This window comes from uncultured Thermanaerothrix sp. (genome assembly GCF_938028735.1).
GTDB lineage: Bacteria > Chloroflexota > Anaerolineae > Anaerolineales > Anaerolineaceae > Thermanaerothrix.
On the sequence record NZ_CALIMF010000014.1, the window covers coordinates 1 to 26889 of the forward strand.

Consider the following 26889-nt stretch of genomic DNA (forward strand, 5'->3'; position numbering starts at 1 on the left):
AATAATGGGACGAATGGTTTTGGGGTGCAAAACCTTAGCCCCAAAGTAGGCCAGTTCAGCAACTTCACGATAAGTCAATCGAGGAATGGTTTGGGCTTCCGGAATGAGGCGCGGATCCGCCGTCATCACTCCATCCACATCAGTCCAGATCCACACTTCATCAGCATGTAAGGCAGCTGCCAAGACTGCTGCCGAGTAATCACTTCCACCTCGCCCTAGAGTGGTGGGAATACCCTCAGGAGTCGCTCCAATAAAACCGGTCACCACCGGAACCACACCACTTGCCAATAATGGGCGTAAATGTGCTTCCACCTTTGCCTGCGTGGCTTCCATATCCGGATGAGCCGATTGGAATTGCGCATCCGTCACAATCAAATGGGTAGCATCTACGGCTTGCGCCGGGACTCCTGACGCTTGGAAGATAGCAGACAAAACGCGCACACTCATCCGTTCTCCCATCCCCGCCACAGCATCCAAAGCCCGTGGGGTGGCTTCCCCCAATACAGCAATGGCCTGCCACAAAGAGGCCAGCCGCTGTAACAAATCCTCAATGGATTGCAGGGCTTCTTGCCGCTTCTCTTCCGCGATCTCAAAGGCATTTAGTAACGCTTGATGCCGCTCACGCAGATTTTGGATGGTAGCCTCAATTTCACGTTCATCCCCGTGTGCCACTTTATAAGCCTGAGAAAGCAGGGTTTCGGTCACTCCAGCCAGCGCCGAGGCAACCACCACAAGAGATGCCCAGGTTGAGCGCGCCTCACGCACGATTTCCACCACATGCTGGACCGCTAACGCGTCGCCGACAGAAGTACCGCCGAACTTCATCACCAATAGATTGTGGGAATGCGGACCTGCTGCCATTGCTGCTCCTGCTTACTTATAAAGGATACGAATTGTAAGCCTCTTAAATTGTGGGCTATTATACGCATTTCCTCGCTTTTTGGGTATAGTTCTAGGAAAATTTCCTTACGTTCCCTTTAGCGAATAAAAGCAGGTATACACGGGGAAAGCTCAAAAAAGTTTCTTGACAGCAAGGGATGTTAAGGCTATATTTGAGACATATTTGAGAAACCAGAAATGGACGAGTTGGCTGCTCTCGACTCCGATTACCATAGTTACACTTCGCTCCTGCATGGCATAAGCGGTTGAAGCCGGGCGAGGCGCTTTTCCATTAACCACCTCACGCCCCGCACTTCAACCCGTGCGGGGCGATTGTTTTGGGAGGTGGCATGGCAACCCTTCGCGATCTGCTACTGCCTAAACCGCGCGAAGAACGCCTCTTTACTTTGGGGGATGTTTTAGTTCTGATCCTTATCGCTGTCCTACTATATGCCGGCGTATCTCTCGCAGTTAATGCGCCCCCTAGCGTTAAGGGCCCCACCATCTCATTAGCACCAACCGCTCTCCCTTGGTATACCCTGCTTTCAGTAGGGCGAATGGCAGCTGCTTACGCCCTTTCCCTGCTTTTCACATTGCTTTATGGTCGCGCCGCTGCCTACAACAAACGGGCAGAACGCCTGTTGATGCCACTACTGGACGTTCTGCAAAGTGTTCCTATCTTGTCCTTTCTCCCAGTCGTCTTATTGAGTTTGAGCGCGATCCTGCCCGAGACGGTAGCCGCCGAACTTGCCTCCATCGTGTTGATCTTTACCAGCCAGGCATGGAATATGACATTTGGTTGGTATCAATCCCTAACCACCATTCCTAAAGAACTTAATGAAGCCAGCAACATCTTCCGCCTCAACACTTGGCTACGTTTCCGTTACTTAGAACTCCCTTTTGCGATGATTACCCTGATCTGGAACAGTATGATGAGCTGGGCAGGAGGATGGTTCTTCCTAATGGCTGCCGAAATTTTCACCGTTGGTGAACGCGATTTTCGCCTCCCAGGCCTAGGCTCCTACTTACAAGAAGCAGCCAATCAAGGCAATCTTCAAGCAATTTTATGGGGGTTGTTCACCCTAATCCTAACAATTGTGGCCCTGGATCAACTCATTTGGCGCCCGCTCCTTGCTTGGTCGGACCGTTTCAAACTGGAGATGGTAGAAAGTGACAACCCACCTACCTCGTGGTTCTTTGACCTACTCAACGGTTCCCGACTGATCAATTGGCTACGCGAATATGTGTTGTCTCCCCTTACAGAGCGCATCGATTTGTGGGCAGTGCATCGTTACCCTATGCGTGAGAAGGGGGTAGCCACTCCTCAACCAACCTGGTACACCATTGGGGTCGGCACCCTCCTAGCAGGGGGACTGCTTTATGGGGGGGTTCGAGCTGCTCAAATGCTTTTGAGCCTTCCGCTCCATCAATGGCTAGCCATCGGGCTGGGGGTGAGCGTAACCCTAGTGCGTGTCCTGGTTGCTCTCTTGTTCGCCCTAGCCTGGACCCTCCCTGTAGGCGTGGCTATCGGAACTCAACCTCGTCTGGCGGCTTTGTTCCAGCCCATTGTCCAAATCGCCGCATCCATACCCGCTACGGCCATCTTCCCGGTGATCTTGCTTTTCTTTCTCACCTTTCCTGGCGGACTTAACCTGGCGGCTGTCCTCCTCATGCTTATGGGAACACAGTGGTATCTGCTTTTCAACATCATTGCTGGCGCCTCGGCCATTCCCCAAGATCTCAAATTCACCTCCGCCCTCTTGCGCCTATCTAACTGGCAGCGCTGGCGCACACTTATTCTCCCGGCACTTTTCCCCTACCTAGTGACAGGAGCAATTACCGCCAGCGGTGGGGCTTGGAATGCCAGTATCGTTGCCGAATATGTTACCTTCGGCGGAAAGACTTATTCAACTCTGGGCATTGGAGCGCTAATTGCTCAGGCAACGACCAGCGGGGATTACGCCTTGTTGCTAGCAGCTACCTTAAGCATGGTGCTTACTGTCGTCTTGATCAACCGCTTATGGTGGCGACGTTTGTACCTCATTGCCGAAGAAAAATACCGTATGGAGTGAGATCATGACCGACCAAAAACCATTACTCCAGCTCATTCACATTCAACAGCTCTACACAAGCGGCCGACGTCGCTTCGTGGCGGTTCAGGATGTCAATCTAACGGTTAATGAGGGAGAATTTGTAGCCTTGCTGGGGCCTTCGGGGTGCGGCAAGAGTACTCTCCTGCGAATTATCACAGGGCTTCAAAGGCCCTCTGAGGGACAGGTGCTTTATCGGGGCATACCTCTGGAAGGTGTAAACCCATATGCCACCATTGTCTTTCAAACCTTTGCTCTCTTTCCATGGCTGACCGTACAAGAAAACGTTGAATTGGCTCTACTTGCCCGTGGGGTACCCGCCGAAGAGCGTAAAACCCGCGCAATAGATCTGATTGATCGGGTGGGTTTAGACGGTTTTGAAACGGCTTATCCGCGTGAACTCTCGGGAGGTATGCGCCAGAAAGTTGGCTTTGCTCGGGCCATGGCGGTAGAACCGGAATTGCTTTGCTTGGACGAACCATTCTCTGCCTTGGACGTGCTGAGTGCCGAGAGCCTGCGCGGCGAATTACTGGAACTCTGGATTAGTGGGAACATTCCTACCCGCACCATCCTGATGGTGACCCATAACATTGAAGAGGCTATCTTCATGGCCGACCGATTGATCATTATGGACAAGGACCCCGGACGTATCGTGGCTGAAATGCCGATCAACCTGCCCCACCCACGGCAACGCAAGGCCCCCGAATTCCAAAGTCTAGTAGATCAAGTATATGCGCTCTTGGCAGGCCAGACCCAACCCGAGCCCATTGAATTGGGTGCAGCCCCTGGCGAACCGGGCAAAACGCGTACTCTACCTCAGATAACCATCAACGACCTGGCCGGTTTTTTAGAATACCTGAACGAACAGCCAGACTATCGAGCCGATATCTTCCACCTTCCTGAAGATCTCGGCGTCGACTCTGACCACATTCTGCGATTAACTGAGGCCGCCGAGTTGCTCGGTTTTGCAACGGTTGAAAAGGGCGATATTCAACTGACTCCACTGGGTGAAACCTTTGCTCAGGCTAGTATTTTGGCGCGCAAAGAAATTTTTGCTACCCGTATCCGGCGGTTGCCTTTGATGCGATGGTTACTGAATTTGCTGCGACGCGCTGAACAAAATACGCTCGAATGGGAAGTAGTACGCTCTGCCCTGGAACTTGAGTTCCCTCCTGATGAAGCCGAGCGCCAACTAGACATTCTGATTGATTGGGGACGCTACGCCGAGTTGCTTGCTTATGACGATAATCAGGGCCTGCTCACCTTAGAGCCCGTATCGGCACCTGAACGAGCAGCTTAAAAGAGCCGCGTGTGCTGTCAAAAACTATGTTTTAAGCATTCCTCAAAAATTGCCGGGTATAATGCCTTTATCCTATTCCTAAGAGGAGGAATGCAGCTTGATATCCTTGCACCCCAGAGCCAGGTTCCAACTTATAGGGATCATTCCCCTTGCCCTACTCATTTTTCTAATACGGCTTTCCCAGCCAACCGTGACCCTGGCTCAGAGCCCGCCACCGGTTTACCTCCCTATCATCCTGAAACCCGATCCCTCAGGTGTTAGTTACCCACCCACCCCTGAATGGCTACAATATCTCAATCAATATCGGGCCCAAGCACTTTTGCCCTCACTTAAAGAAGAACCCACCTGGAGTGAGGGAGCTTGGAAACACGCTCGTTACATGGTTAAGAACGATCTCATCACCCACACGGAAGATCCAAAAAATCAGTGGTATTCCCCAGAAGGCGAGACTGCAGGCCGCAACGGCAATGTGATGATCAGTACTTCGTTCTCCTACACAGAGGCCCAAGCAATTGACTTGTGGTTGCAAGGGCCTTTTCACGCGCTGGGCATCCTGCACCCTCGCCTTGAATGGACGGGCTTTGGCATTTATCACGAAGATATTGGTACTTACAAAACAGGAGCTGTCATGGACGTGCTGCGTGGGCGCACAACATACCCCTTAGATGCAATCGGTTACCCCATTTTCTGGCCTGGCAATAGACAGATCACATGGCTCAACCGCTACGTCGGTGGGGAATATCCTGATCCCCTTGCCCCATGCGGCTATCACGCACCCAGCGGTCTGCCGATCATAATTCAACTGGGAAATGGGAATTTATCCCCCCAAATCAAGCACAGCGATTTGCATGGGCAGGGCAATTCCCTTCCTCACTGCATTTACACCGAAAACACCTACACCAACCCTGATTCCTCCCAGCAGAACCTGGCCCGCTCCATCCTAAACGCTCAGGATGCCGTTGTGCTCATCCCCCAAGCCCCATTGAAAGACGGTAGTTATACGGTCTTGCTAACCATTGCCGTTGCACCTAACGGTCCGGATACAACCTATATTTGGACATTTGAAGTGACAACAACTGTTACGTCGCAATATTTACCAGAAACCTTGGGCGATCGCTCACAGACCCAATAAGGGTTGTAACAACTTATGCAACACTAATTGGCACAGGTATCCTCTGGCGCCTCAACCTGACCCGGGCTTGTCACCTGCAAAGCACGATAAGCATTGAGGCGGGCAACTTGAGAATTAGCAACGAGCGGTAAGTACAACCGCCACGGGCTCTCTCCAATGGCTAGCGATCCTGCACTATAAGTATAACGTAGCGCCCACCAGACCTCGGTGTTTCTCCAGCCCGGATTCTGACTCCAAAGCAGCCCTGCAACTCCTGCCACGTGAGGGGCTGCCATGGAGGTACCGCTAGAGAGCATATACCCTGAATTAATCACAGTACTATAAATATCAACCCCTGGCGCTAGTAAGTCCAGCGTCTCGTCACGTTGGGAGAACTGTGCCTCAACATCATACTGATCCACCGCACCCACGGACACCACACGCGGCGAACGCGCAGGGTAGGACATTGAGATCTTGGATCCATTATTTCCGCTCGCAGCAATGATTAATACCCCTCGATTAAAGGCCCCGTTGATCGCCTGCGCCAAGGTTTCAGAACAGTTGGGGCCCCCCAAGCTGAGGTTGACAATTCGTGCGCCTTGTTCAACGGCATACTCTATCCCCTGCGCTACGGTTGTGGCATTGCCGGTTCCCTGGCTATCAAGTACTTTGATGGGCAAAATCTGACACTGCGGACACACACCCGCGACTCCCACCTCGTTGTTGGTGGCCGCGGCGGCAATTCCGGCCACATGGGTACCATGACCTTGATCATCCATAGCGTCAGAGTCGTCATTATTATTGACGAAGTTGCGGCCTCCATGCAAGACCTTGTCCTTTAGGTCGGGATGCCTGTAGTCCACCCCTGTATCCAGAACCGCAATCACCCGGTCAGACTGCCCCTGAGAAATCTCCCAGGCTTGGGGCAGTTGGATCTTTGGCAAAGCCCATTGATCCCGCCAAAATGGGTCATTGGGGATAAAGTCAAGCGCACGGTACACATGATTGGGCTCAGCATATTCAATAAAATTTTGCTGGCGGAACAACTGCAGTGCTGCTTCCAGATCACTCCCCGGAGGCAACTTAACCACAAACACGCGTTCCAGCCCACTAGATCCTCGCCGCGCAGTCATGTATCCAAATTCTGGCCCAAGCAAGGGCTGTATGCTACGTACTCGAAGTCTTCGGTTTATGAGATCCAGTTCGCTTATTCCCGTAGCAGTGGCAGATAACGCACTGAGACGCAGGTAAGGCATATACCCCGGTTGGATCGCCACCAGCAACTCGTCGGGGACTACATCCTGATCTGCTGTGACCTCGTGCACTTTTCCACGCTCGGCACCTACCGGCACGTGCATTGAGAGCAAGGCAAGCACCCAACCGATAATAATCATCCCAACAAAGCATCGGCGCAACATAAATTTATTTTACCCTCAAAAGAGTGGTTCGTAGACCGCTTTCAAGGGGTGCAAGAAGTGGGCCAGGGGTTATTCAAGTCCTAATTCGTGCCGCACAATATGCGCGCCTGCAACCATGGCCCTGAGTTTTGCTCTGGCTGCCCAACGCGCCGTCTGGCTAAAGCCGCAATCCGGAACAATCACCAAACGCTCCGGCGCAATAAATGTCAAAAGGCTACGAATGCGCTCGGCGATCTCTTCAGGAGTCTCTATGTAGTAATTCTTAACATCCACCACACCCGCTGCCAGTGTTTTTCCAGCGGCTGCTACCTCCCGGGCTATTTCCACCTCGGCCATTTCCCGGTTCGCAAATTCCAGCGCCAATTCATCTACTTCCGCATCCAGAATGTTGGGAAAAATTAACCTGTAGCGCCGACGTGCAACCGGACGCCCCATAAAATTACCGAAACAAAGATGAAGTCCTTTACGTACCCCGACCCCATTCAGGGTTCGCGAGAGAAGATCCAGAAACACTTTTGGATCTCCGCCGTGAACTGCCATGCTGGGTTCATCAAGCTGGACAAAATCCGCACCTGCTTGGATGACAGCACGCAATTCCGCATTGATAATATCTGCGAGCGCGTACGCCACTTCTATCCGATCACGGTATATCTTTCCTGGCAGAATCCGTCCGGCCAACGTAAAGGGACCTGGACAAGTTACCTTGAGGGGTTGCTGGGTACGCTGGCGCGCATAAACATATTCGTGCACCACTCCCAAACCCTCGGGAGCCGCAAGTGGCTCCACGGCCTCGTACCTTTCCCGCTGATCATGACCCGGAATGCCCAAGCGGCGCTCCGGCGCCAATTCGTGCAGCCCCTTCAGGCGTCCGTAGAAACCCGCGGTAAAAAAGCCCAGGCGCCGCATTTCCCCGTCACTCAGGATATCTACCCCCGCTTCTTCCTGCTCGCGTAATGCCCAGTCCACCGCATCATTGAGCGTTTCCTCTACATCCCGAGGGCCAAACTCACCTCGGCGAATCGCCTCCACTGCCCAAACATACCACGCAGGCCAGGCATAACTGCCAATCACACTCGTGGTTAATGGCTTTATATTTACCATTTATTTCCCCTCCTATCCAATCTCATCAGATACCCAATCACCTTGGGGAATCCCAAACCACAACTTGATTCTTGCCCCTTTGTTTGGCCTGGTTAAGAGCCCGATCCGCATATTCCACAAGTTGTTCTAGAGAAGTGTATTCCTTCTCACTGGCAGCTACACCCTGGCTGATGGAAATAGACACTATATTTCCATTAGTTGAAAGAGGAATTGCCTCAACAGCCCCTCTCAGGCGTTCAGCGATTTGTAGTGCCTGTTCACGCGAGGCCTCGGGAAGCAAAACAATGAATTCATCGCCCCCGTATCGCCCCACCACATCCATTTGCCGCAACAAACGCAAACAAACTTGTGCAACCTTCTGTAACACCGTATCCCCGACCGGATGGCCATACGTGTCGTTGATGGGTTTCAGGTTATCTATATCCAGAAGGATAACCGCAATGGGACGTTGATAACGCCGACTTCGCTCAAATTCCAACCGCGCAACCTCAAAAAAATGGCGGCGGGTATAAAGACCGGTAAGCGCATCGCGGGTCGCCAAGCGCTGAGCCTGCTCAAAACGTCGCACATTCTGTATGGCCACGCCGGTTTGCCGTCCCACAATTTCAGCTAGAATGCGATCTCTCTCCTGAAAAGCGCGCTGCGGTGAGAGTTTGAACAGATTAATGACACCCAGCACTTCCTCTCCCGCAATGAGCGGTACTCCCAAATAGGCGTGCACCCCCATTTGCACCCACTCCGCCAACGCTTGAGGATGTTCGGCGTACTCGCGTAACATCAATGAAGATTTCTTCAACAGAACCTCCCAAGCCACCCCCTGCCCCTTGATAAGCCGCGTCTGAAATAGAGGGCGCGGTGTATTAAAGGAGTTGGCTACAATTAGCACCTCATCTTCGGAATTATACAGGCCCAATGTGCCCATATCGGCGGATACCAGTTGAGTGGTTAACTTCAACACAGATTGCAACATATTTCCCAAATCTGAAGTACTACTGATCAGCCGGGAGATTTCGTTTAACCGTTGTTCACTAACCAAGGCCTGAGCCACTCCCTCAAATAATCGCGCATTCTGTAACGCACGCCCCGCAGCCTGAGCGTAGGCAAATGCCCATCCTAAGTGCTCCTCGGTATATGCTAACGGATCATTACACCCCAACGAAAGAAAGCCAACAATTTGATTCTCAAACCGAATGGGGATCCCCATCCACGATCGTATTCGGGGATTGGACTCCGGTGAAATCCATTCTGCATGGGCAGCGGTGTCTCGGACTAGAAGTGGCTTCCCGTCTTTTAGAATAGGATAGAAGAACTCAGTCTTTTCAATTGAGAATACTGGCAAGGGAGGGTTGCGCAAAATTCGTCCGGCTCCTTTACTCGTTTCCCACACTCGTACTATTGTCGGATAATCCCCTTCTACTAAAATGATGCTGCCCACATCAAATGGAACAATCTCACGCAACAGGTACAGGACTCGATCCAGCGTTACATCCCAATCCATAATGGAACCAAGGCTTAGAGAGGCTTCAAATAAAGTCGCAGCCCTCTTGCGAGCCTCCACTTCATTTTGTAGCAAAGCGGAAATGATTTCACTCGCCTCTTGGCGCAAGAGCACAGCGCCTAAGAGCCCCGCAATCCCTCGCACAAAGTAAATGTCCTCCTCCGACCAGAAACGTTCCTGCTGGCAAACATCCACCTGTAGTATTCCCCACCAGGCCCCGCGTACGAAGACCGGTGCTACCAGCAATGAGCGAATACCCAAAGCGCATAGAATCGCACTTTGTCGGGCTGGAAGATCACGTACGTGAGCATGCGAAATTTCACCCTCTTTGAGTGATTCTTCCCATAAATCCAACCCGTAAGCCACCAACGACCCGGTTTTCCCCCACCCTCCCCAATCACGCTCTACATTGATTTCTTGAGTTTGCCAACCATATTGGCGACGCATCAACAAATGCCCCTCTCGAGAGAACAGCGAAAAGAGAGACACGCGGTCGGCCCCTAGGTCCTCTCCCAGTTGGCTTAGCAAAAGGCAGATGCTTTCCTGTGGAGAATCCAATAAGGCCGGATACAAGTCAACTGAGCGCCCTACTCGTGCAACGAAGGGATAGGTCGTCTGTGGGGCTTCTAATTCCTGCGCACGCCGAATTTCTAGCAATTGACTAGGAGTTCCTTGCCAAGATAGACTCTGAGAACGAATCTCATATGGCATTTCACTTGGGTTTAGACTACATACACTTGCTGGCTGCTCAACCCCGCTGCGGCTTAGGATCCGCAAATGCTTTCCTAGGACACGCCTTGAAGGCCGGAGATATTGCTCTACCCAGGGTGTAACAAAGACAATTTGCCAATCTGGCTTTACTATTAATACTGGTTTAGACCAACATCCTCCTTGGCTGTATAGCCATGCTTCTAAATAACTCTGCTCTAAATCCTGAATGACTGTTTTCAGTGGGGTAAGATCTACCGACATTGTCCCCCCCCAATCAAGGCATAAACTGTCTCCCCGCTGATCATTCTTCACCTGGCTGCGAGAACCAGTACCCTACTCCCCATTTGTTGCGTATATATTGTGGACGACCGGGATCATCTTCGATTTTCTCGCGTAAGTAGCGAATGTAGAGAGAAAGAGTGGGTATTGCATCCACATACCCTTCCCCCCAGACTTTACGCAATAGCTCCTCATGAGTCAATACCTTTCCGCGTTCCCGCACCAGACAGGCCAATAAACGAAACTCTGTAGGCGTTAACCGAACGGGTTGTCCACCACGATAAACAACCTGCGTATTCAAATCGATTCGCAAATGTCCATCATCAAAAACCTCGGTGAGTTGTGAGCGTTCTTTGCGCCCGCTCCGCTTAAGCAAAGCCCGAACCCGAGCTTCTAACTCACGCAGGCTAAAAGGCTTACGCATGTAATCATCAGCCCCTGCATCAAACCCGCGCAAAACATCCGTATCCCGACTCTTGGCGGTCAAGAATAAAATCGGCACATCTGTTAAGGATCGGAGGCGCCGACAAACCTCATATCCGTCAACCCGGGGCATCATAATATCTAGGATAACAAGGTCGGGGTGAATCTCGTATGCCAGACGCAGGGCTTCTTCCCCATCCTTGGCACAGTAAACAGAAAACCCTTTCCGCTCCAAGTTAAGTTGTACTAATTCGTTGAGGGTTGGATCATCATCAACCACAAGTATCTTAGGGCTCAAGGTTCATCTCCTCGGCAATTGGAAGGGTAAAAGCAAAACAACTTCCTTTGCCAGGCTCGCTCTCTACCCATATTTTACCTCGCATCGCTTCGACAAGCATCTTGGCCACATATAAACCCACTCCATGGCCGTAAACCGTTTGGGCATCTCCCCCATTAACTCGGTAAAACCGATCAAATAAATAGGGTTGGTACTCCGCCGCGATTCCCGGGCCTTGATCTATGACACAAATTTGTGCCAACTTTGTGTCTATACGCTTGAGCACAACTCGGATTGGGGTTCCTTCCGGGGTGTACTTAATCGCATTTTCTAAAAGATTATTCAAAACCGAGTAAAAGGCTTGCTCGTCTGCCAGTGCCCAAACGGGTGCCGAATCACCTTCTATGGAAAATTCCCGCTCCGGTGTGATCAGCCGCCAATGAGTAACAATCTCCGAGATAAGATACTCTACGGGGATAGGGCGTAACTCGACCTTGTACCCTTGGGCTTCCATAGCATACACATCTAAAATGTAGTCTAAAAAGTCGGCAAGGCGATCACTTTCAGAGATCAGAAGACTTAGATATTTTTCATAACCCCCAAAACCGTTTTCAGCCTGCACACTCGAAAGGATGAGTTCTGCAACCGATCGAATCTTTGTTAACGGGGTGCGCATTTCGTGGGAGAGCGCAGAAATGAGATCATTTTGCAATCGGGTCAACATTTCACGCTCAGTAATATCCCGCATTAATAGAACCACGATGCGTTCCTCAGCCTGGATTAACGGTGCCAGACTCAAGGAGACTACTCGCCGCCCACCACTCTGGTGGCGCAATGGTACATTTTCCAAAAATATAGGATGGCGCTCGGTCAAGACATGCTGAAGCGCATTCGAAACACGTCTTTCAAAGTCTTCGCCATCAACGATCGTGTAGATAGATTGCCCCACAAGAGCAGTTGACTCCCATCCGGTCTGAGCACTAGCAGCTGGATTTACTGATAAAATACCTCCATGTTCATCCACTGTAATTAACCCTTCTGTCATCCCATTAACAATTAGGCTCAAGCGGTGTTTCTCCTTTTCGATAGTCCGGAACAGTTGTGCATTTTCCAAAGAAGTCGCAGCGTGATCGGCAAGAAGCAATACCACCCATCGGGCAGTTTGATCGAAGGGCTTCTCATCATCTGATTCAAGCACGATAATTCCCCAGAAAGTCTTCCCCCTGCGAATCGGAATCACTAACTGAGCCTTAGAACTGGGGAAGAAATATAGAGGTTGAGACGATTTTGCCTGCTGCCTGGTTTGACGATGGAGAGAATACATCGCACGAACCCGCCTCAAACGCTCAGTTTCCCCCAATGATCGACGAGATTCTTCCAATTGAGAAAAAACGTCCCCATCCTCAAGCAGAATAAGCCCAGCTTTGGCCTGACTCAATGTCATTGCTATCTCAAGTGTAATATCCACAATAGCCTGAGGATCCAGAAGCTCGTTTAACTGCTGCGAGGCTTTCTGGATGATCCCAAGTTGGCGCACCCGTTGCTCCAACGCTTGGTCGGTAATGGTATGCCAACCGGCCTGTTCTAAGGCTTGCTCTCCTAAGTCGATCAAAGCTTGCAGACGAATAATATCCCTCTGATCAAAATAGCCTTGCTCCTTGTTTAGCATAATCAAAAACCCCAATAACTCGCCATCGGAGCGCGTTAGCGGAATGCTCAATATGGAATTAATGTTAAGGATTTCCTCTTCTGCAATTTCCAGGAACCCCTGCAAACCGCCTAAATTGTTCAAGTAAACTGGGTGTGGTCGCTCCAGTAACCACTCCGCTAAAGAATTGGGATACAGAGTCAACGATAACGGTTCACGTTTCCAGTAGCCGCTTTCAGGGAAGCCCATAATTTCCCATTCCTGGCTTACCGGATTTCGGATTAGAAATCCTCCTCCAGCAACAGGAACCTGTCGCCGAGCATATTGAAAAATTAAAATTAACACATCTTGCAAGTTTAGCGTCCGCCCCATCAGTCTCATGCTGGCTTCAAGAGTTGTTTGCAATTCACCGCGCCCTCGAAGCCCTTCCGCCAAATCACCCACTACAAGCGCCAAAATCGTCATGGCAAGAGTGACACCTGTCAATTCCACAGCCGGTATTAGGCTAGGCGCCATTTGATAGCGTACAAGGGGACGCACCACAAAGGCGGTATCAAAGAAGAGGGCTATAAACAGAGCCGGTAAGGTGCCATAAAAGAAAGCCGCCATGATCACCGGCAAGAGAGCCAAATAAAGCAAAGCGCTTTGATTGGCACTACCCAGAACCACCTCCCCACGAATCAGCATCACCATCACAACACAAATCAACAGCAGGGTAATCCCTTTCCCCCAATGCCCCTGTATTGAATCTAGTCTCAACGGATCCCAGGAAATAATCTTGCGTTTCAAGCCAACAACACCCACCCTGCCAATAGACTAAATCCGAGATTAGAGGCCATCCCAAAGATTAAGGACTGGTCACGCAAACGTACATAGGCATTCAAAAAGGCCAAAACCATGCGATATCCTAGGAACACAGCCGCGACAGGCCCAGACCAAAGCACTAATGCAAGAGGAAGCCAGACAAAAAGACTCAGACCGACACTAAAAACTAAACTGTTCCTTTCCGATAAACTTAATCCATTTTTGAGCAATATGATACCTCGGCCTCTTAGGGCAAGTTCTTCAATCGGCGCCAAAAGGGTCCCCGCTACACTGCTCCACCATACGAGCCGCCACAGACTCAAACGGTCTGGTTCTAAAAAACCACCCACAGGAAGGAATCCAAGCACATAAATCAAATGTGCCCCAAGTGCCAGCCCCATCAACCCTCCTTCAACAACATAAACAAGCCACAAGCGCCTTTGGAATCCTAATGCGCGAAGGTTCAAAGGTGCCCCCCACCCCGCACGAATAAGTAACACCACCAGGATTATAGGCATAAGCCCAATCCCCAGGAAACGCCAATCTGGTGAAATCGGGGAGTCCCATCGAGGAAAACTAAACCCCGCCGCAACAGTCAAAAGCATAGCAATCAAGAACACCAGCGCAGAAAGCAATTGCGCATTAGAATTTTCTTCCCCAATCAAATCTTCTAGTCCAAAAAATAAAAGATAAGGGGAAAAGATCAGAACTCCCCCCACAATCTTCCATTGCAGTTCTATATTTATTACCCACAGAAAAAGCCCCAGGAAAGCTGTTAGTCCAATAGCCCCCAGTAAGGCGCGCAATTTCCGCCAGGCGACCCGACGTTGTAACTCACGCGCTTCCTCCCACTTTGGGTTGACCTTTAAGAATAGTGCGTTGATCACTAAAAAACCTACACTTTCCCCTCACCAGCGATCCCATCTACGATAACCAGACGTTTAAGGTGGAATTTGATCGTTTACTAATTCTATTTCCATCAATGAAATTATACCCCAGAGTGAGAATATAAAACGACTTTGCACTTTGGCATAGACGGAATAGAATATAAACGTGTTATCAGTTATTAGTGGGCTCAGGGAGACAAAGGAGTCTCCCTAAATATCTAATTTTGAGCGAGCTCATCATGGCACTCTCCAACCCCAATCTAGAGGCAATTCTACAAGTTCTGCCAGTGGCCGCCTCTGTCGAGGATCAAAATGGGAATATTTTGGCATGGAATGCAGATGCAGCCAAACTATTTGGGTGGTCAGCCCAAGAAGTTCTACATCGGCCAGGACCTTATTGGCCGGATGAGGCATGGACTTTCCGTCAGAATCTGTGGAAAAAAACAACCGCATCCCCACATGAGTTCGAGATTGATCTGAAAAACTGTAACGGTGACATAGTACACACTCGCCTACGCGCCGCGTTACTGACCCTATCTGCCCAAGAACAGGTGCTTTTATTAACATTTCGCAGTGGTCCAGAAAGCCCCGCACTAACTGAAACCCTCGTGAAAAGCCAGGCCACTTTGAGCACCCTTTTAGCCAACCTGCCAGGCGCTGCTTATCGTTGCCGCAACGATCCTCAGTGGAAGATGGAATTCATCAGCCAGGGGTGCTACACGCTTACTGGCTATCCACCAGAAGACTTTATCAACAATCGCAAGCGCTCATTTGCCGACATTATCCTGCCCGAAGATCGCCAGCAAGTTTGGGAACAAGTCCAGGAAGCGGTTGAAGAACATCGTCCCTATCAATTGGTTTACCGTATCCGAAACGCTGACGGGCGCGTGCGGTGGGTATGGGAACAGGGAAGAGGTATTTTTGACGCCAGTGGGCGTCTCCAGGCCCTTGAGGGTTATATCAGTGATATTACCGATCTTAAGCAACGAGAAGAGGAACTTGAGGTCATTACCAACCTAAGCCATGCCTTGCGCAGTGCTCGGTCTCGTCACGAGGTTTATCCAATCATACTGGCTCGTCTAAATCGTCACTTGAATGCCGAAGGGGTTATTCTAGTGAGTTATGACCCAGCCAATAAAGAAATAATCTACGAAAAGGGCCTGGGATGCTTTGAGGACCTTGCCGGGAAACACACCTCTTCCGAACGCGGAATTCTTGGCTGGGTTATTGCGAATGCACAAGTTCATCTGGTGGACCAAGTAACCCCTGATCTTGATCCCGATCTGGTGTTTTCTCCAACTGTTCAATCTTTGCTTGCCGTTCCTCTTATTGATCACGAACAAACACTCGGAGCATTAGCAGTAGCACGAAGTCACTCGTTTTCTCTCAATGAAGTTCGCTTAGTCACTGCCATTGCAGATATTGCTGCGGTGACACTAAGACGGGTCATTCTCGCCGAACAGACGGAAAAACGCCTTAATCAGATGACTGCTCTTCGTACCATCGAAACGGCCATTAACGCCAACCTCGATCTACGATTCACTCTGAACATTCTATTGGACCAAGTCATTCATCGGCTCAACGTGGATGCCGTTGATATCTGGATATATCATGAACAGAGTGGTCGACTGAGCTACAGCGGGGGCTACGGCTTTCGTGGACTTAACATTCGCACCACACCCCTTCAGTTAGAGTACTCTCTACCAGGGATAGTAGCCCGAAGAGGTACCCCTCTCTTTATCCCCGATTTGCGCGAAAGTGAGACCCCCACTCATCATTCAGTCCCTCTTGAAGAAGAGGGTTTTATTGCTTATTACGGGCTCCCACTCATCTCTCGTGGTCGCCTGCATGGCGTCCTGGAATTATTCCACCGCAAGCCCTTATCTCTCGACAGCGACCAGAAAGAGTTTCTTGAATCATTGGTATCCACTACTGCAATTGCAATTGACAATGCCCGCTTAATCGAGGATCTAAAACGGAGTAATATAGAACTCATCCAAGCCTATGACGAAACCATATTGGGCTGGTCTCTAGCCCTCGAAATGCGTGATTCTAGCACCGAGAATCACACTCGACGGGTCGCAGAAATGACTGTGCGTTTGGCTCAAGCCATGGGAATTTCAGGGGAGGATTTGGTGCAAATCCGTCGTGGAGCCATTCTACATGATATTGGAAAAATGGCAATTCCTGATCATATTCTACGCAAAACGGGTTCGCTTACCGAAGAGGAAGCGGCTATCATGCGCCTGCATCCCCTATTTGCTCGCCAAATGCTCGAATCCATCGCCTTCCTGCGTCCTGCCTTGGCCATCCCCACTTACCATCACGAGCGTTGGGACGGAACCGGATACCCCTTTGGTCTTAAGGGTGAAGAAATCCCTCTTCCCGCACGCATTTTCGCAATTGTGGATGTGTGGGACGCTCTGCGCCATGACCGCCCCTACCGAGCCGCTTGGCCAGAGGAAAAAGTACGCGCTTACCTACAAGAAGAATCAGGCGGGCACTTTGATCCACAAGTGGTCGAACACTTCCTTCGCTTGCTAGATAGCTTGGAAGGCGAGGAGATTTAATTTTTGTTGGACTTAAGTCCCTCTGCCAACTCTGGCAGGAATAAAGCCCCCGGAAGGCTAGCCAGCATGTAGAGTAACCGCATGAGGGCTGCCAAAACCATCCCTGCCTGGGGCTCTACTCCCCCAAAGTGAGTGTACAGATACGCAATTGAAAACTCTTGAACACCTAAGCCATTTATAGAAATCGGGATCAATGTAATAAAATAGGCAAGGCTCCATAAAGCCCCTACTTGGAGCAACGAGATGGACTGCCCCATGCTGGTTAGGAGTACCCAGGCCGCCAGAAAGGTACACCCCATATGTCCATATGTAGCCAGAAGGGCCAGAGCAATTCCTCGCGGGTGCTTCAGCCAGACCCCAATGGTATCAAACACCCCCTTTAGCAATCGAAAACCGCGATGGAAGACTTCTGAAAAAGAGGTGAGCAACATACCCCCTAACCATTGAGCGGATAATAAATGCGCCATCCCAGACCATATCATGGGAATTCCCCAAGGCAATAACGTTGCCATCCCAACTGAACCAACAACTCGATCCATTACCAACGAAGCCACCCCTGCGCTGGCGCTTAACTCATGCCGTAGCACGCCTACCAATCGCACGGCGTCTCCTCCTACGGTGGTAGGTAAAAAATTGGAAGCAAACAATCCCATAAAAACGAGGCGCAACGCCCGCCTTAAACCCATCCTAACACCTGCCGAACGGAGAAGGGCTAACCAACGAAGGGTCACCATGAATCGTGAAAGCAAAGTAAGCCCAAAAGCCAGTGCAAAAACGGCAAATGGCACTGTTTGAAGGGTTTGAATAAATTCATCCACCCCGTAAGAGAAAAGCAGATAAACGGTTAACCCCAGCCCAAGCAGAGTGCCCGCTACTCGCCAAGGTGAAAACCGTTTGGTAGAGCTTTTTTTAGAAAAACCCGGTTCTATCATGGGCGACTGAATTTTATGCGCAAATTTTTCTCCTGACCAGAGACCAAAATAGCGCCAGGCCTTTCTTCCCTATTTCATCTCATCCCCGCCCACCCCACCCCACACCTACCCCAACCAACTCAACCGGAGTATAATCCGTGCGTGCACCAGCGCCCATGCTGGCAATTGTTGCGAATCGGAGGCCAATGCGCATGGAACAACGTCACGTCAATTTGATCCTCATTGCAATTCTCCTGATTGCTGCAGTTTGGATTGATCTCCCCCAGAACCCTGGTATCAAAATCGGGAATTTTGAAAAACGTTTCGAGACCGTTCTAGGACTTGACCTACGTGGCGGCATGCAGGTAATTTTGAGTGTTCCCCCTGAGATCTCAGTAACCCAGCAGAATCTTCAGGATGCAGCGATTATTCTGGAAAACCGCAGTAACGCCTTAGGGGTCAGCGAAGTAGTCTTCCAGACTGCTGGCGAACGCATCATTGTAGGTGAGTTTCCAGGCGCCACAAACGCCGAGGAGGTGATCAACAAAATCCGTCAGGTGGGGCAGCTAGAATTTGTGGATTTTGGCGATACCCCCCTTCCAGAAGGCACCCTCATTGAAACCGACTTTGGTCTGACCGAGAATTCAGCCCCAGAAAGCACCCCAACGGCAGCATCCACTGAAACCCCAACCCCTGAAACAACCCCAGAGGCCTCTCCCACCCCTGTGCCAACCCGCTACCACACAGTGCTCACGGGGCGCGATTTAAAGTCAGTGGGAGTAAGCCGCGACACTCTAGGGCGCTATGTAGTGGATATTGAATTCACGGATGAAGGGGCCCGTATTTTCAAGGAGTGGACTACCCAGAATGTTGGTAAGTACCTGGGCATTGTGTTAGATAAGCGCGTTATTTCCTCTCCGGTAATCCGCGAACCCATTACTGAAGGGCGTGGACAAATCGAAGGTAATTTCACCAGTGAGAGCGCCAATGCTTTGGCTGTGCAACTTCGCTATGGCGCACTGCCCATCCCCCTCAACATTGAACAGATTCGCGTTGTTGGACCAACACTGGGACAAGACTCCTTGCAGAAAAGTCTACTGGCTGGTGTGATTGGCTTCATCATTGTCATGCTCTTTATGGGAATTTACTACCGTCTGCCTGGCGTGGTCGCCAATCTGGCGCTCCTTACTTATGCTGCAATCACTTTCGCCATCTTCAAGACCATTCCTGTAACCCTCACGTTGCCGGGTATTGCTGGTTTTCTGCTCAGCACCGGCAGTGCTCTGGACGCCAATATCCTGATCTTTGAGCGTCTCAAAGAGGAACTCCGCAACGGTCGCAACCTGCGTCAAGCCCTCGATTTGGGTTGGAAGCGCGCATGGTCGTCCATTCGTGACTCCAATATCTCTGCGCTGATTACCAGCGCAATTCTATTCTGGTTCGGCTCCACCTTTGGAGCCAGTTTCGTCAAAGGTTTTGCTCTAACCCTGGCACTCGGTGTAATGGTTAGCCTTTTTACAGCCTTGGTCGTCACTCGTGCACTCCTTGAAACCGCTGTGTTTGATCTCTTTAAGGATGCAGATAAAAAACCCGGTTGGTTCGGTCTCTAGAAGGAGCACCCATGTTAGACATCCTTGGAAAACGCTATCTATTCTTCGCTATCTCGCTCTTGGTTATTATTCCAGGATTGCTAATCCTGGCTATTAACGGCCTTCCTCTGGCAATCGATTTCAAAGGCGGTTCAATTCTTGAACTGCGCTTCCCAAGTGGTAACTTGCCCGATACCGAATCAGTGGTCAACCTCTACACCGAGTTGGGCTTCAAGGAAGTTCAAGTTCAAACTGCCATCAGCGCAAACGGCCAACGTGACCTGCTGGTTATCCGCTCTCCCTTTATTGACGACGAAACCAAAATCAAAATTGTTCAAACCATGCAGAAGCGCTTCAATGCGCCTGATATCGTTGTAAATCGCTTTGATAGTGTGGGACCGGTAATTGCGCAACAGGTCACCGAACGAGCGGCCCTTGCCGTGGCTGTAGCTGCACTGGCAGTAGTTTTGTACATCACCTATGCGTTCCGTGGCATCCCCCATGCATTCCGGTATGGGGTGTGTGCCATCATTGCGATGATCCATGATATTCTGGTAGTGTTCAGCCTTGTTGGCATTGGCAGCGTCTTCTTCGGCTGGCAAATGGATTCCCTCTTTCTAACTGCCTTGCTAACTGTAGTGGGCTTCTCGACTCAGGACAAAATTGTGGTCTTTGACCGCATTCGTGAAAATAGCACCATTTACCGTAAACTACCCTTTGAGAAACTGGCCAATCATTCCATTGTTCAGACTCTTCAGCGATCAATCAACACCCAATTGATGACTGTGGAGTTCATGCTGCTTGCCCTGGCTCTCTTCGGGGGTGTCACGTTGCGTGAATTTGCGGTCATTCTGTTAGTAGGACTGTTTAGTGGTACTTACTCTTCTATCTTTGTCGCTGCCCCAATCCTAGTTGTCTGGGAAAATCAGGAATGGAAGACTTGGTTTAAGCGCCAGGCTACTGCCTAAAGAGAACAATACATAGTGCAACAAAACCGGTTGCCAGAAAGTCTGGTAACCGGTTTTTATTGAAATTGTGTCAATCTTCTACCAAATTCAAGAAATCTGACGAATGACGCAAACGGTGAACACGACTACAATAGTAGTGCTGCAGTTTGAATTCTATTTGTCTAATCAAAATACCTAAGAGGAGAAGATTTTCCATGCGTAAAGAAGTGGTGTTGATCACCGGAGCCAATGGTGAAATGGGCCATGGCTTAATCCAACACCTGGGTCAGCAAGGTTACTATGACATCATTGCCCTGGATGTTCAACCTTTGGATGAACATCTCAAACCCTACTGCTTGCGCGCCATTCAGGGGGATATCCTAGACACCATGCTTTTAGGCCGTTTGGTGGCAGAGTTCGAAATTCGCACCATCTATCATTTAGCTTCTATTCTCTCCACAAAAGCCGAGTACAATCCCGAAGCCGCCCATCGCGTCAACGTTGAGGGGACGCTAAATCTGCTACGATTAGCTGTTGAACAATCCCAATGGCAGGGTAAACCGGTCAAATTTCTCTATCCCAGTTCCATCGCCGTGTATGGACTGCCCGACCTGGAAACCAAACGCTGCGCCGGGAAGGTCAAAGAGTATAACTGGCTCGAGCCCACAACTATGTACGGGTGCAATAAACTCTACTGTGAGCATTTGGGGCGTTATTATGCACGCTATTATCGGCAACTGGCCGCAGATTATGGGCAAAGCAGTGTGGATTTTCGCAGTATTCGTTTTCCTGGCCTAATCAGTGCTGTTACGGTCCCCACAGGCGGAACCAGCGATTATGGTCCCGAAATGCTACACCATGCTGCTCAAGGGTTACCTTACAAGTGCTTTGTACGCCCCGACACACGCCTGCCCTTCATGGCTATGCCCGATGCAATTAAGGCATTGTTGATGTTGGAATCCGCTCCCCGTGATGCTCTCAGCCAATTAGTTTATAATGTCACCAGTTTCAGCATCAGTGCGGAAGAATTTTATCAAATCGTCAAAAACGCGTTTCCTGAGGCAGAAATCACCTTTGAGCCTCACTCACACCGGCAGAAAATTGTAGACTCCTGGCCAGAGGATGTGGACGACTCAGCCGCGCGTCAGGATTGGGGCTGGCAACCCGACTATAATCTCGAACGCGCCTTCTCGGAGTACCTAATCCCTGCCATTCGCCAGCGTTATGCTCTGGCTAGTCAAACTGGTTAGATGAGTTCTCAGAAATACGAGATTTAACCATTGTCCATCTTAACCCAACACCGACCGGAGGTGTAGCAATGGTTGAATCAATGTCTGATACCCCACCCAAGACTCGGACGCTGAGCTTTAAGGCCGAGACCCAACAACTGCTTAATATTCTAATTCACTCTCTTTACACCGAGCGTGAAGTCTTCTTGCGTGAATTGATCTCGAATGCGGCAGATGCACTTACCCGTATGCATTTTATCCTCCTCACCGACCGTGACGTTCTGGATCCAGAGGTTGAACTAACCATCACCATCATCCCCGAGCCCGAAAAGCGGATCTTGCGTATTATTGACACGGGCGTGGGTATGACGGCAGATGAAATGATCAAGAATCTGGGAACCATTGCCCATTCGGGAGCACGCGCTTTTATTCAGACGCTTAAAGAGAGCAATGCCAATCCGAATGACATTATCGGACAATTTGGAGTGGGTTTCTATTCAGCTTTCATGGTAGCCGAGCGGGTTGAAGTCATCTCTCGCTCTTACAAACCCCAAGCCAGTTCTGCGCGCTGGATCTCCACAGGCCACGAAACATTCAGTATCGAGCCCTGCGAAAAGATCAATCGTGGCACTGAGGTCATTCTTTATCTCAAAGAAGACGCAGTCGAATTTACGCAAGAGATGCGTCTGCGTCAGATCATCAAAAAACATTCAGAATACATCCCCTATCCAATCTATTTAGGAGAGGATAAAGAGCCGATTAACCGTCAAAGCGCCCTCTGGCGGCAGTCCCCTCAGCAGGTCAAACGTGAGGACTATGAAGCCTTCTACAAGCAATTTACTCTTGACTTCCATTCCCCACTCTTTCACTTGCACCTGATCATTGACGCTCCGGTTCAAGTTTACGCCCTGTTATACATTCCGGCTTCGCCCGAGCGCGGCCCCCTCAGCGCACGCAATGAAGAGGGATTGAAGTTATACGCGCGCAAGGTTCTCATTCAAGAATTTAACCGCGACCTACTCCCGTCCTTCTTCCGCTTTGTAGATGGAGTTGTAGATTCCGAAGATCTTCCTCTTAATGTTTCCCGCGAGTCTGTCCAAGCCACACGTATTCTGGCCCAGTTAAAACGCGTTCTGACAAACAAACTCATCGAAGCCCTGAAAAACTGGGCCAAGGAAAAGCCGGATCAATATGCCATTTTCTGGCAGCGCTTTGGACGTTTCATTCGCGAGGGGATTGCCAGCGACGAGGAATATGGGCAATTACTTGCTCCTTTGTTGCGTTTTCCCACTCTTTTCAAGCCCGATCAATGGCTCGCCCTTGAAGATTACATCCTTACCATGCCAGCCCGTCAGAAGAAAATTTACTATCTGCTCAGCGATTCACTGAGCAGTGCCCTGAATAGTCCTCATCTTGAGATTTACCGTCGCCATCGCTACGACGTACTTCTAATGACAGACCCGTTGGATCCCTTTATGATGCTTCGCCTCAAAAAATACCAGAATTTTGAATTGGCTAATGCAGCCTCAGAGGAACTTCCACCCCTTGACACCCCTTCAGAGGAGCAGGATAGAGACCTCTCTCTTCTCTCGGAAGAGGAACAAAATCGGTTAATTGCTCGTTTTAAGTCCATCTTGGCTGAAAAAGTCGCTGATGTACGCCTAACTCAACGTTTGAGTGAGTCTCCGGCGCGTCTAGCCTTACCTCAGGATAGTCCGTCTCAAGAGATTCAACGCGTCTACCGCCTGCTCCAATCTGACTTCTCATTTCCCAAGCCGATATTGGAAATCAACCCGCATCATCCACTTATCCGTAACTTGAGTACTTTGCCAGATGAGGACCCCCTGTTGCGTCTAGGAATCGAACAAATCTTTGAGAGCGCTCTGTTACTCGAGGGGCTATTGGCTAATCCCGGTGAAATGGTCAAGCGCACTGAAGAAATCCTTTTGTACGCCCTACGATCTAAAAGCGCGCAGGAGTGATCTGCAATGCCCACACCCTTTGTGTTCATCACTCGACAGATTGCCTCTGAAGCCATCGAACGTTTACGCGAAAAAGCCGAGGTGGAGGTATGGCTACAAGAAAGCCCTCCCCCTAAAACTGTGTTATTAGAAAAGATCGCTTACACAGATGGGATCCTGACAATGCTCACCGATCCCATTGATTCTGAGGTGATCCAAGCAGCTTCTTCCTCTCTCAAGGTTATCAGCCAAATGGCGGTCGGTTTTGATAATATTGATATAGCAGCCGCCACGCGACGACGAATTCCCGTAGGGCACACGCCTGGTGTACTCACCGAGACCACAGCAGATTTTGCGTGGGCGCTCATTCTGGCAGCAGCACGCCGTATCGTGGAGGCTGATCGCCAAGTGCGCCAGGGTATTTGGAAGCCCTGGGGACCAGATGTACTAACCGGGCTGGATGTATACGGCGCCACGCTTGGAATTATCGGTTTTGGCCGGATTGGGCAGGCCGTGGCACAGCGGGCAAAATGTTTCAATATGCACATTCTCTACTATAGCCGGCAACGCAAACCCGAGGCCGAACGGGCTCTGGGGGCAACTTATGTGGATCTGGAGGAAATCTTTCGTCGTTCAGATATCCTCAGCCTGCATCTAAACTACACTCCTGCCGCCCACCACTTGGTCAATCGAGAACGCCTGGCCTTGATGAAACCCACCGCTATTTTGATTAACACAGCACGAGGTGCCGTTGTGGATTCAGAAGCCTTGGTCTGGGCACTGCAAAATAGTGTCATTGCCGGCGCTGCCCTAGATGTTTTTGACCCGGAACCCATTCCTCATGAGCATCCCCTACTCCAAATGGAAAATGTAATCCTCACCCCTCATATCGCCAGTGCTAGCCGCGAAACACGGCGCCGCATGGCCTTGATGGCGGTTGAAAACGTGTTGGCTGGTCTTGAAGATCGACCGTTGCCATATTGTGCAAACCCCGAGGTATATTCATAACAACCCATATATTGTGATTAATGACCCCCCAAAACGGTACATTTGTTCAGACCAAATGCAGTTAAAATCCAGTATGTTAATGACACCAGAAATGGGAGGATACCGTGGACCAAGATGCTTTGAATAGGTTACTGCGCCCAAGCAGCGTGGCCGTTATTGGCGCGTCAACTCAGCCCGGAAAAATCGGCTACACCGTAGTAAAAAACCTTATAGAAGGAGGATACACGGGGCGCATTTATCCTGTTAATCCCAATGCAACCGAATTACTGGGCCTCAAAGTCTATCCCAATGTCTCTGCCATCCCCGACACCGTGGATGCCGCTATTATTACCATCCCCGCAAAAGCAGTGCTCCCTGCCGTCGAAGAATGCGGACAGAAGGGTGTCAAGGGGTTGATCGTCATCACCTCAGGTTTTAGCGAGGTGGGTCAAAAAGACCTTGAGCAGTCCCTAGTAGCGACCGCTCATCGTTATGGAATGCGCATCCTTGGCCCCAATATTGTGGGTGTGCTCAACAATACAGACCGCTTCAACGGCTCATTTGCCCCCTTCCTCCCCTTGCCCGGCAAAGCCTCATTAGTTTCCCAAAGCGGTGCCCTTCTGATTGCCATTGACGCAGCAACCTTTATTCGGCGTGTGGGCTTTGATAAACTCATTTCCATTGGCAACATGTCGGATGTTGATTTCGCTGATCTAATCACTTGGCTAGATCAGGATGAAAACACTTCTTGTATCTCTCTTTATATCGAGGGTTTCAAGGAAGGCCGCCGCTTTATTGAAGCCGCACGCAACGCGCGTAAACCCATTATCGCCCTCAAAGCCGGGATCTCTGCCCACGGAGCAGCGGCAGCGGCTTCGCACACAGGATCCTTGGCTGGTGCTGCACGGGTTTATGGGGCTGCTTTCCAGCAGGCCGGGGTGGTACAAGCCAGCGATCTCGATAACCTTTTTGACCGCACTTTGGCTCTCTCACTACAACCGCCAATGCGTGGGGATCATTTACTGATCATCACAAACGGAGGCGGTGTAGGCGTATTAGCCACCGATGCGGCTGAAAAATATGGCTTGCCGCTTCAGTTTGCTCCAGCCGACCTCCAAAATGAGTTACGCCAATACATGCCAGAATTTGGCTCTCCCAAGAATCCGGTAGATCTAACCGGCATGGCGGGATCAGATTGGTATTTCGACGCCATTCGCCACGCACTTCCGCACGACTGGGTAGATGGTTTAGCAGTCTTATATTGTGAAACAGCGATGACTAATCCTCAAGAGATTGCCGAGAGCATCAAGCGCGCCATTGACGAAAGCGGTGTCACCGATAAGCCTGTGACAGTATCTTTTGTGGGTGGTGAGCGTTGTGAAGAGGCAATGCGCTGGCTAGTTGAACATGGGCTCCCGGCTTATGGTGCGCCCGATGTTGCGGTCAATGCCTTGGCCGCCTTGCGTGAATTCGCCCGCAACAAGGAAACCCTGAGCGAAAACTTTACCATGTGCGAGCCTAACGACCCTGAACATGCTCGCCGAATTATTGCCCATGCGCGCGCAGAAGGGCGCGATGTACTCACCGAAATCGAAGCCAAAGAAGTTTTTGCCGCCTACAATCTACCGGTTGCTGAAACGCGCTTGGCAACCAGTGAGCAGGAAGCAATTCGTCTAGCCCACGAGATTGGCTTTCCGGTGGTTATGAAAATTGTCTCCCCCGATATTATCCACAAATCGGACGCGGGCGGGGTTAAGGTCAACATCAAAGATGATGCAGGGGTTCGCGAAGCCTATCGAACCATCATTAATAACGCCAAATCTTACAAGCCCGATGCTCGCATCCATGGCATTGCCGTGCAGGAGATGGCTCCCTGGGGAACCGAAGTAATTTTGGGTTCCATCAATGATCCTACCTTTGGTCCCACGGTAATGTTTGGGCTGGGTGGTATCTTTGTTGAGGTGCTCAAGGATGTGACTTTCCGTGTAGCCCCTGTTTCAACGGCTCAGGCGCAACAGATGCTCGATGAGATCCGAGGAGCTCCCGTCTTGGCAGGGGTTCGTGGCGAGGGGCCTCGCGATCGTCAGGCATTGGCGGACGCGATCTGCCGCTACGCAACCATGATCCTTGACCTTGCTGATGAAATCAACGAATCAGATGCCAATCCTGTATTGGTCTACGAGGTCGGCAAAGGTGTCAAGGTGGTTGATGCGCGCATCATCTTGAAGAAGAAACCCTTGAAGTAAAAACCACTTTCATGCGCTTTTAG

The 26889-nt window shown here is 50.5% G+C and carries 18 protein-coding genes; 10 read left to right on the plus strand and 8 right to left on the minus strand.

From position 1 onward, the window contains the following. On the minus strand, positions 1 to 861 hold an 861-nt coding region (locus Q0721_RS07775; RefSeq protein WP_299027860.1), incomplete at its 3' end, for an aspartate kinase. Between the two features lie 368 nt (positions 862 to 1229). On the opposite strand from Q0721_RS07775, the gene Q0721_RS07780 reads away from it, so the two are divergent. The 3 genes from Q0721_RS07780 to Q0721_RS07790 all read left to right on the plus strand — a co-directional run bounded on the left by Q0721_RS07780 (position 1230) and on the right by Q0721_RS07790 (position 5401). After that, a complete protein-coding gene (locus Q0721_RS07780; protein WP_299027863.1) occupies positions 1230 to 2951 on the plus strand; it encodes an ABC transporter permease subunit in 1722 nt (573 codons plus the stop codon). 4 nt (positions 2952 to 2955) lie between these two features. Then, positions 2956 to 4269, plus strand: a complete 1314-nt coding sequence (locus Q0721_RS07785) for a nitrate/sulfonate/bicarbonate ABC transporter ATP-binding protein (RefSeq protein ID WP_299027866.1) — start codon at positions 2956 to 2958, stop codon at positions 4267 to 4269. Positions 4270 to 4366: 97 nt separating this feature from the next. Continuing rightward, a complete protein-coding gene (locus Q0721_RS07790) occupies positions 4367 to 5401 on the plus strand; it encodes a CAP domain-containing protein (RefSeq protein WP_299027868.1) in 1035 nt (344 codons plus the stop codon). Between the two features lie 23 nt (positions 5402 to 5424). On the opposite strand, the gene Q0721_RS07795 is transcribed toward Q0721_RS07790, so the two are convergent. The 6 genes from Q0721_RS07795 to Q0721_RS07820 form a co-directional block, all read right to left on the minus strand. Then, a complete protein-coding gene (locus Q0721_RS07795; protein WP_299027871.1) occupies positions 5425 to 6798 on the minus strand; it encodes a peptidase S8 in 1374 nt (457 codons plus the stop codon). Between the two features lie 69 nt (positions 6799 to 6867). Continuing rightward, positions 6868 to 7899, minus strand: coding sequence for a hypothetical protein (locus Q0721_RS07800; RefSeq protein ID WP_299027874.1), 1032 nt, complete (start codon positions 7897 to 7899; stop codon positions 6868 to 6870). Positions 7900 to 7936: 37 nt separating this feature from the next. Then, positions 7937 to 10108: a diguanylate cyclase gene (locus tag Q0721_RS07805; RefSeq protein WP_299027877.1), complete on the minus strand. Its 2172-nt coding sequence runs from the start codon at positions 10106 to 10108 to the stop codon at positions 7937 to 7939. A 301-nt stretch (positions 10109 to 10409) separates the two neighbouring features. Then, positions 10410 to 11108 (minus strand): response regulator transcription factor, encoded by a 699-nt coding sequence (locus Q0721_RS07810; protein WP_299027880.1) that lies wholly within the window; start codon positions 11106 to 11108, stop codon positions 10410 to 10412. Then, entirely contained in the window at positions 11098 to 13524 is a 2427-nt protein-coding gene (locus Q0721_RS07815) for an ATP-binding protein (RefSeq protein WP_299027883.1), read from the minus strand. Before Q0721_RS07815 ends, Q0721_RS07810 begins: the two co-directional genes overlap by 11 nt. Then, on the minus strand, positions 13521 to 14426 hold the full coding sequence (locus Q0721_RS07820; RefSeq protein WP_299027887.1) for a hypothetical protein: 906 nt from the start codon (positions 14424 to 14426) through the stop codon (positions 13521 to 13523). The genes Q0721_RS07815 and Q0721_RS07820 overlap by 4 nt, the downstream gene beginning before the upstream one ends. A 239-nt stretch (positions 14427 to 14665) precedes the next feature. Between Q0721_RS07820 and Q0721_RS07825 the strand changes: the two genes are divergently transcribed. After that, positions 14666 to 16996: an HD domain-containing phosphohydrolase gene (locus Q0721_RS07825; RefSeq protein ID WP_299027889.1), complete on the plus strand. Its 2331-nt coding sequence runs from the start codon at positions 14666 to 14668 to the stop codon at positions 16994 to 16996. On the opposite strand, the gene Q0721_RS07830 is transcribed toward Q0721_RS07825, so the two are convergent. Next, positions 16993 to 17928 carry a lysylphosphatidylglycerol synthase transmembrane domain-containing protein gene (locus tag Q0721_RS07830; protein ID WP_299027891.1) on the minus strand — a complete coding sequence of 312 codons (936 nt, stop codon included), beginning with the start codon at positions 17926 to 17928 and terminating at the stop codon, positions 16993 to 16995. The two genes, Q0721_RS07825 and Q0721_RS07830, sit on opposite strands and share 4 nt — an antisense overlap. Positions 17929 to 18119: 191 nt before the next feature. On the opposite strand from Q0721_RS07830, the gene secD reads away from it, so the two are divergent. The 6 genes from secD (at position 18120) to Q0721_RS07860 (ending at position 26866) form a co-directional block, all read left to right on the plus strand. Then, complete coding sequence (gene secD, locus Q0721_RS07835; protein WP_299027894.1) at positions 18120 to 19517, plus strand: protein translocase subunit SecD; 1398 nt, start codon at positions 18120 to 18122, stop codon at positions 19515 to 19517. Positions 19518 to 19528: 11 nt separating this feature from the next. Continuing rightward, positions 19529 to 20464 carry a protein translocase subunit SecF gene (gene secF, locus Q0721_RS07840; RefSeq protein ID WP_299027897.1) on the plus strand — a complete coding sequence of 312 codons (936 nt, stop codon included), beginning with the start codon at positions 19529 to 19531 and terminating at the stop codon, positions 20462 to 20464. Between the two features lie 194 nt (positions 20465 to 20658). Further along, on the plus strand, positions 20659 to 21693 hold the full coding sequence (locus Q0721_RS07845) for an NAD-dependent epimerase/dehydratase family protein (protein WP_299027900.1): 1035 nt from the start codon (positions 20659 to 20661) through the stop codon (positions 21691 to 21693). Positions 21694 to 21761: 68 nt separating this feature from the next. Beyond that, the gene (gene htpG, locus Q0721_RS07850; RefSeq protein WP_299027904.1) at positions 21762 to 23654 is read left to right on the plus strand and encodes a molecular chaperone HtpG; all 1893 of its coding nucleotides are present in this window, start codon (positions 21762 to 21764) and stop codon (positions 23652 to 23654) included. Between the two features lie 6 nt (positions 23655 to 23660). Continuing rightward, complete coding sequence (locus Q0721_RS07855; protein WP_299027907.1) at positions 23661 to 24641, plus strand: D-glycerate dehydrogenase; 981 nt, start codon at positions 23661 to 23663, stop codon at positions 24639 to 24641. A 104-nt stretch (positions 24642 to 24745) separates the two neighbouring features. Beyond that, positions 24746 to 26866 (plus strand): acetate--CoA ligase, encoded by a 2121-nt coding sequence (locus tag Q0721_RS07860; protein ID WP_299027910.1) that lies wholly within the window; start codon positions 24746 to 24748, stop codon positions 26864 to 26866. Positions 26867 to 26889 lie beyond the last annotated feature (23 nt).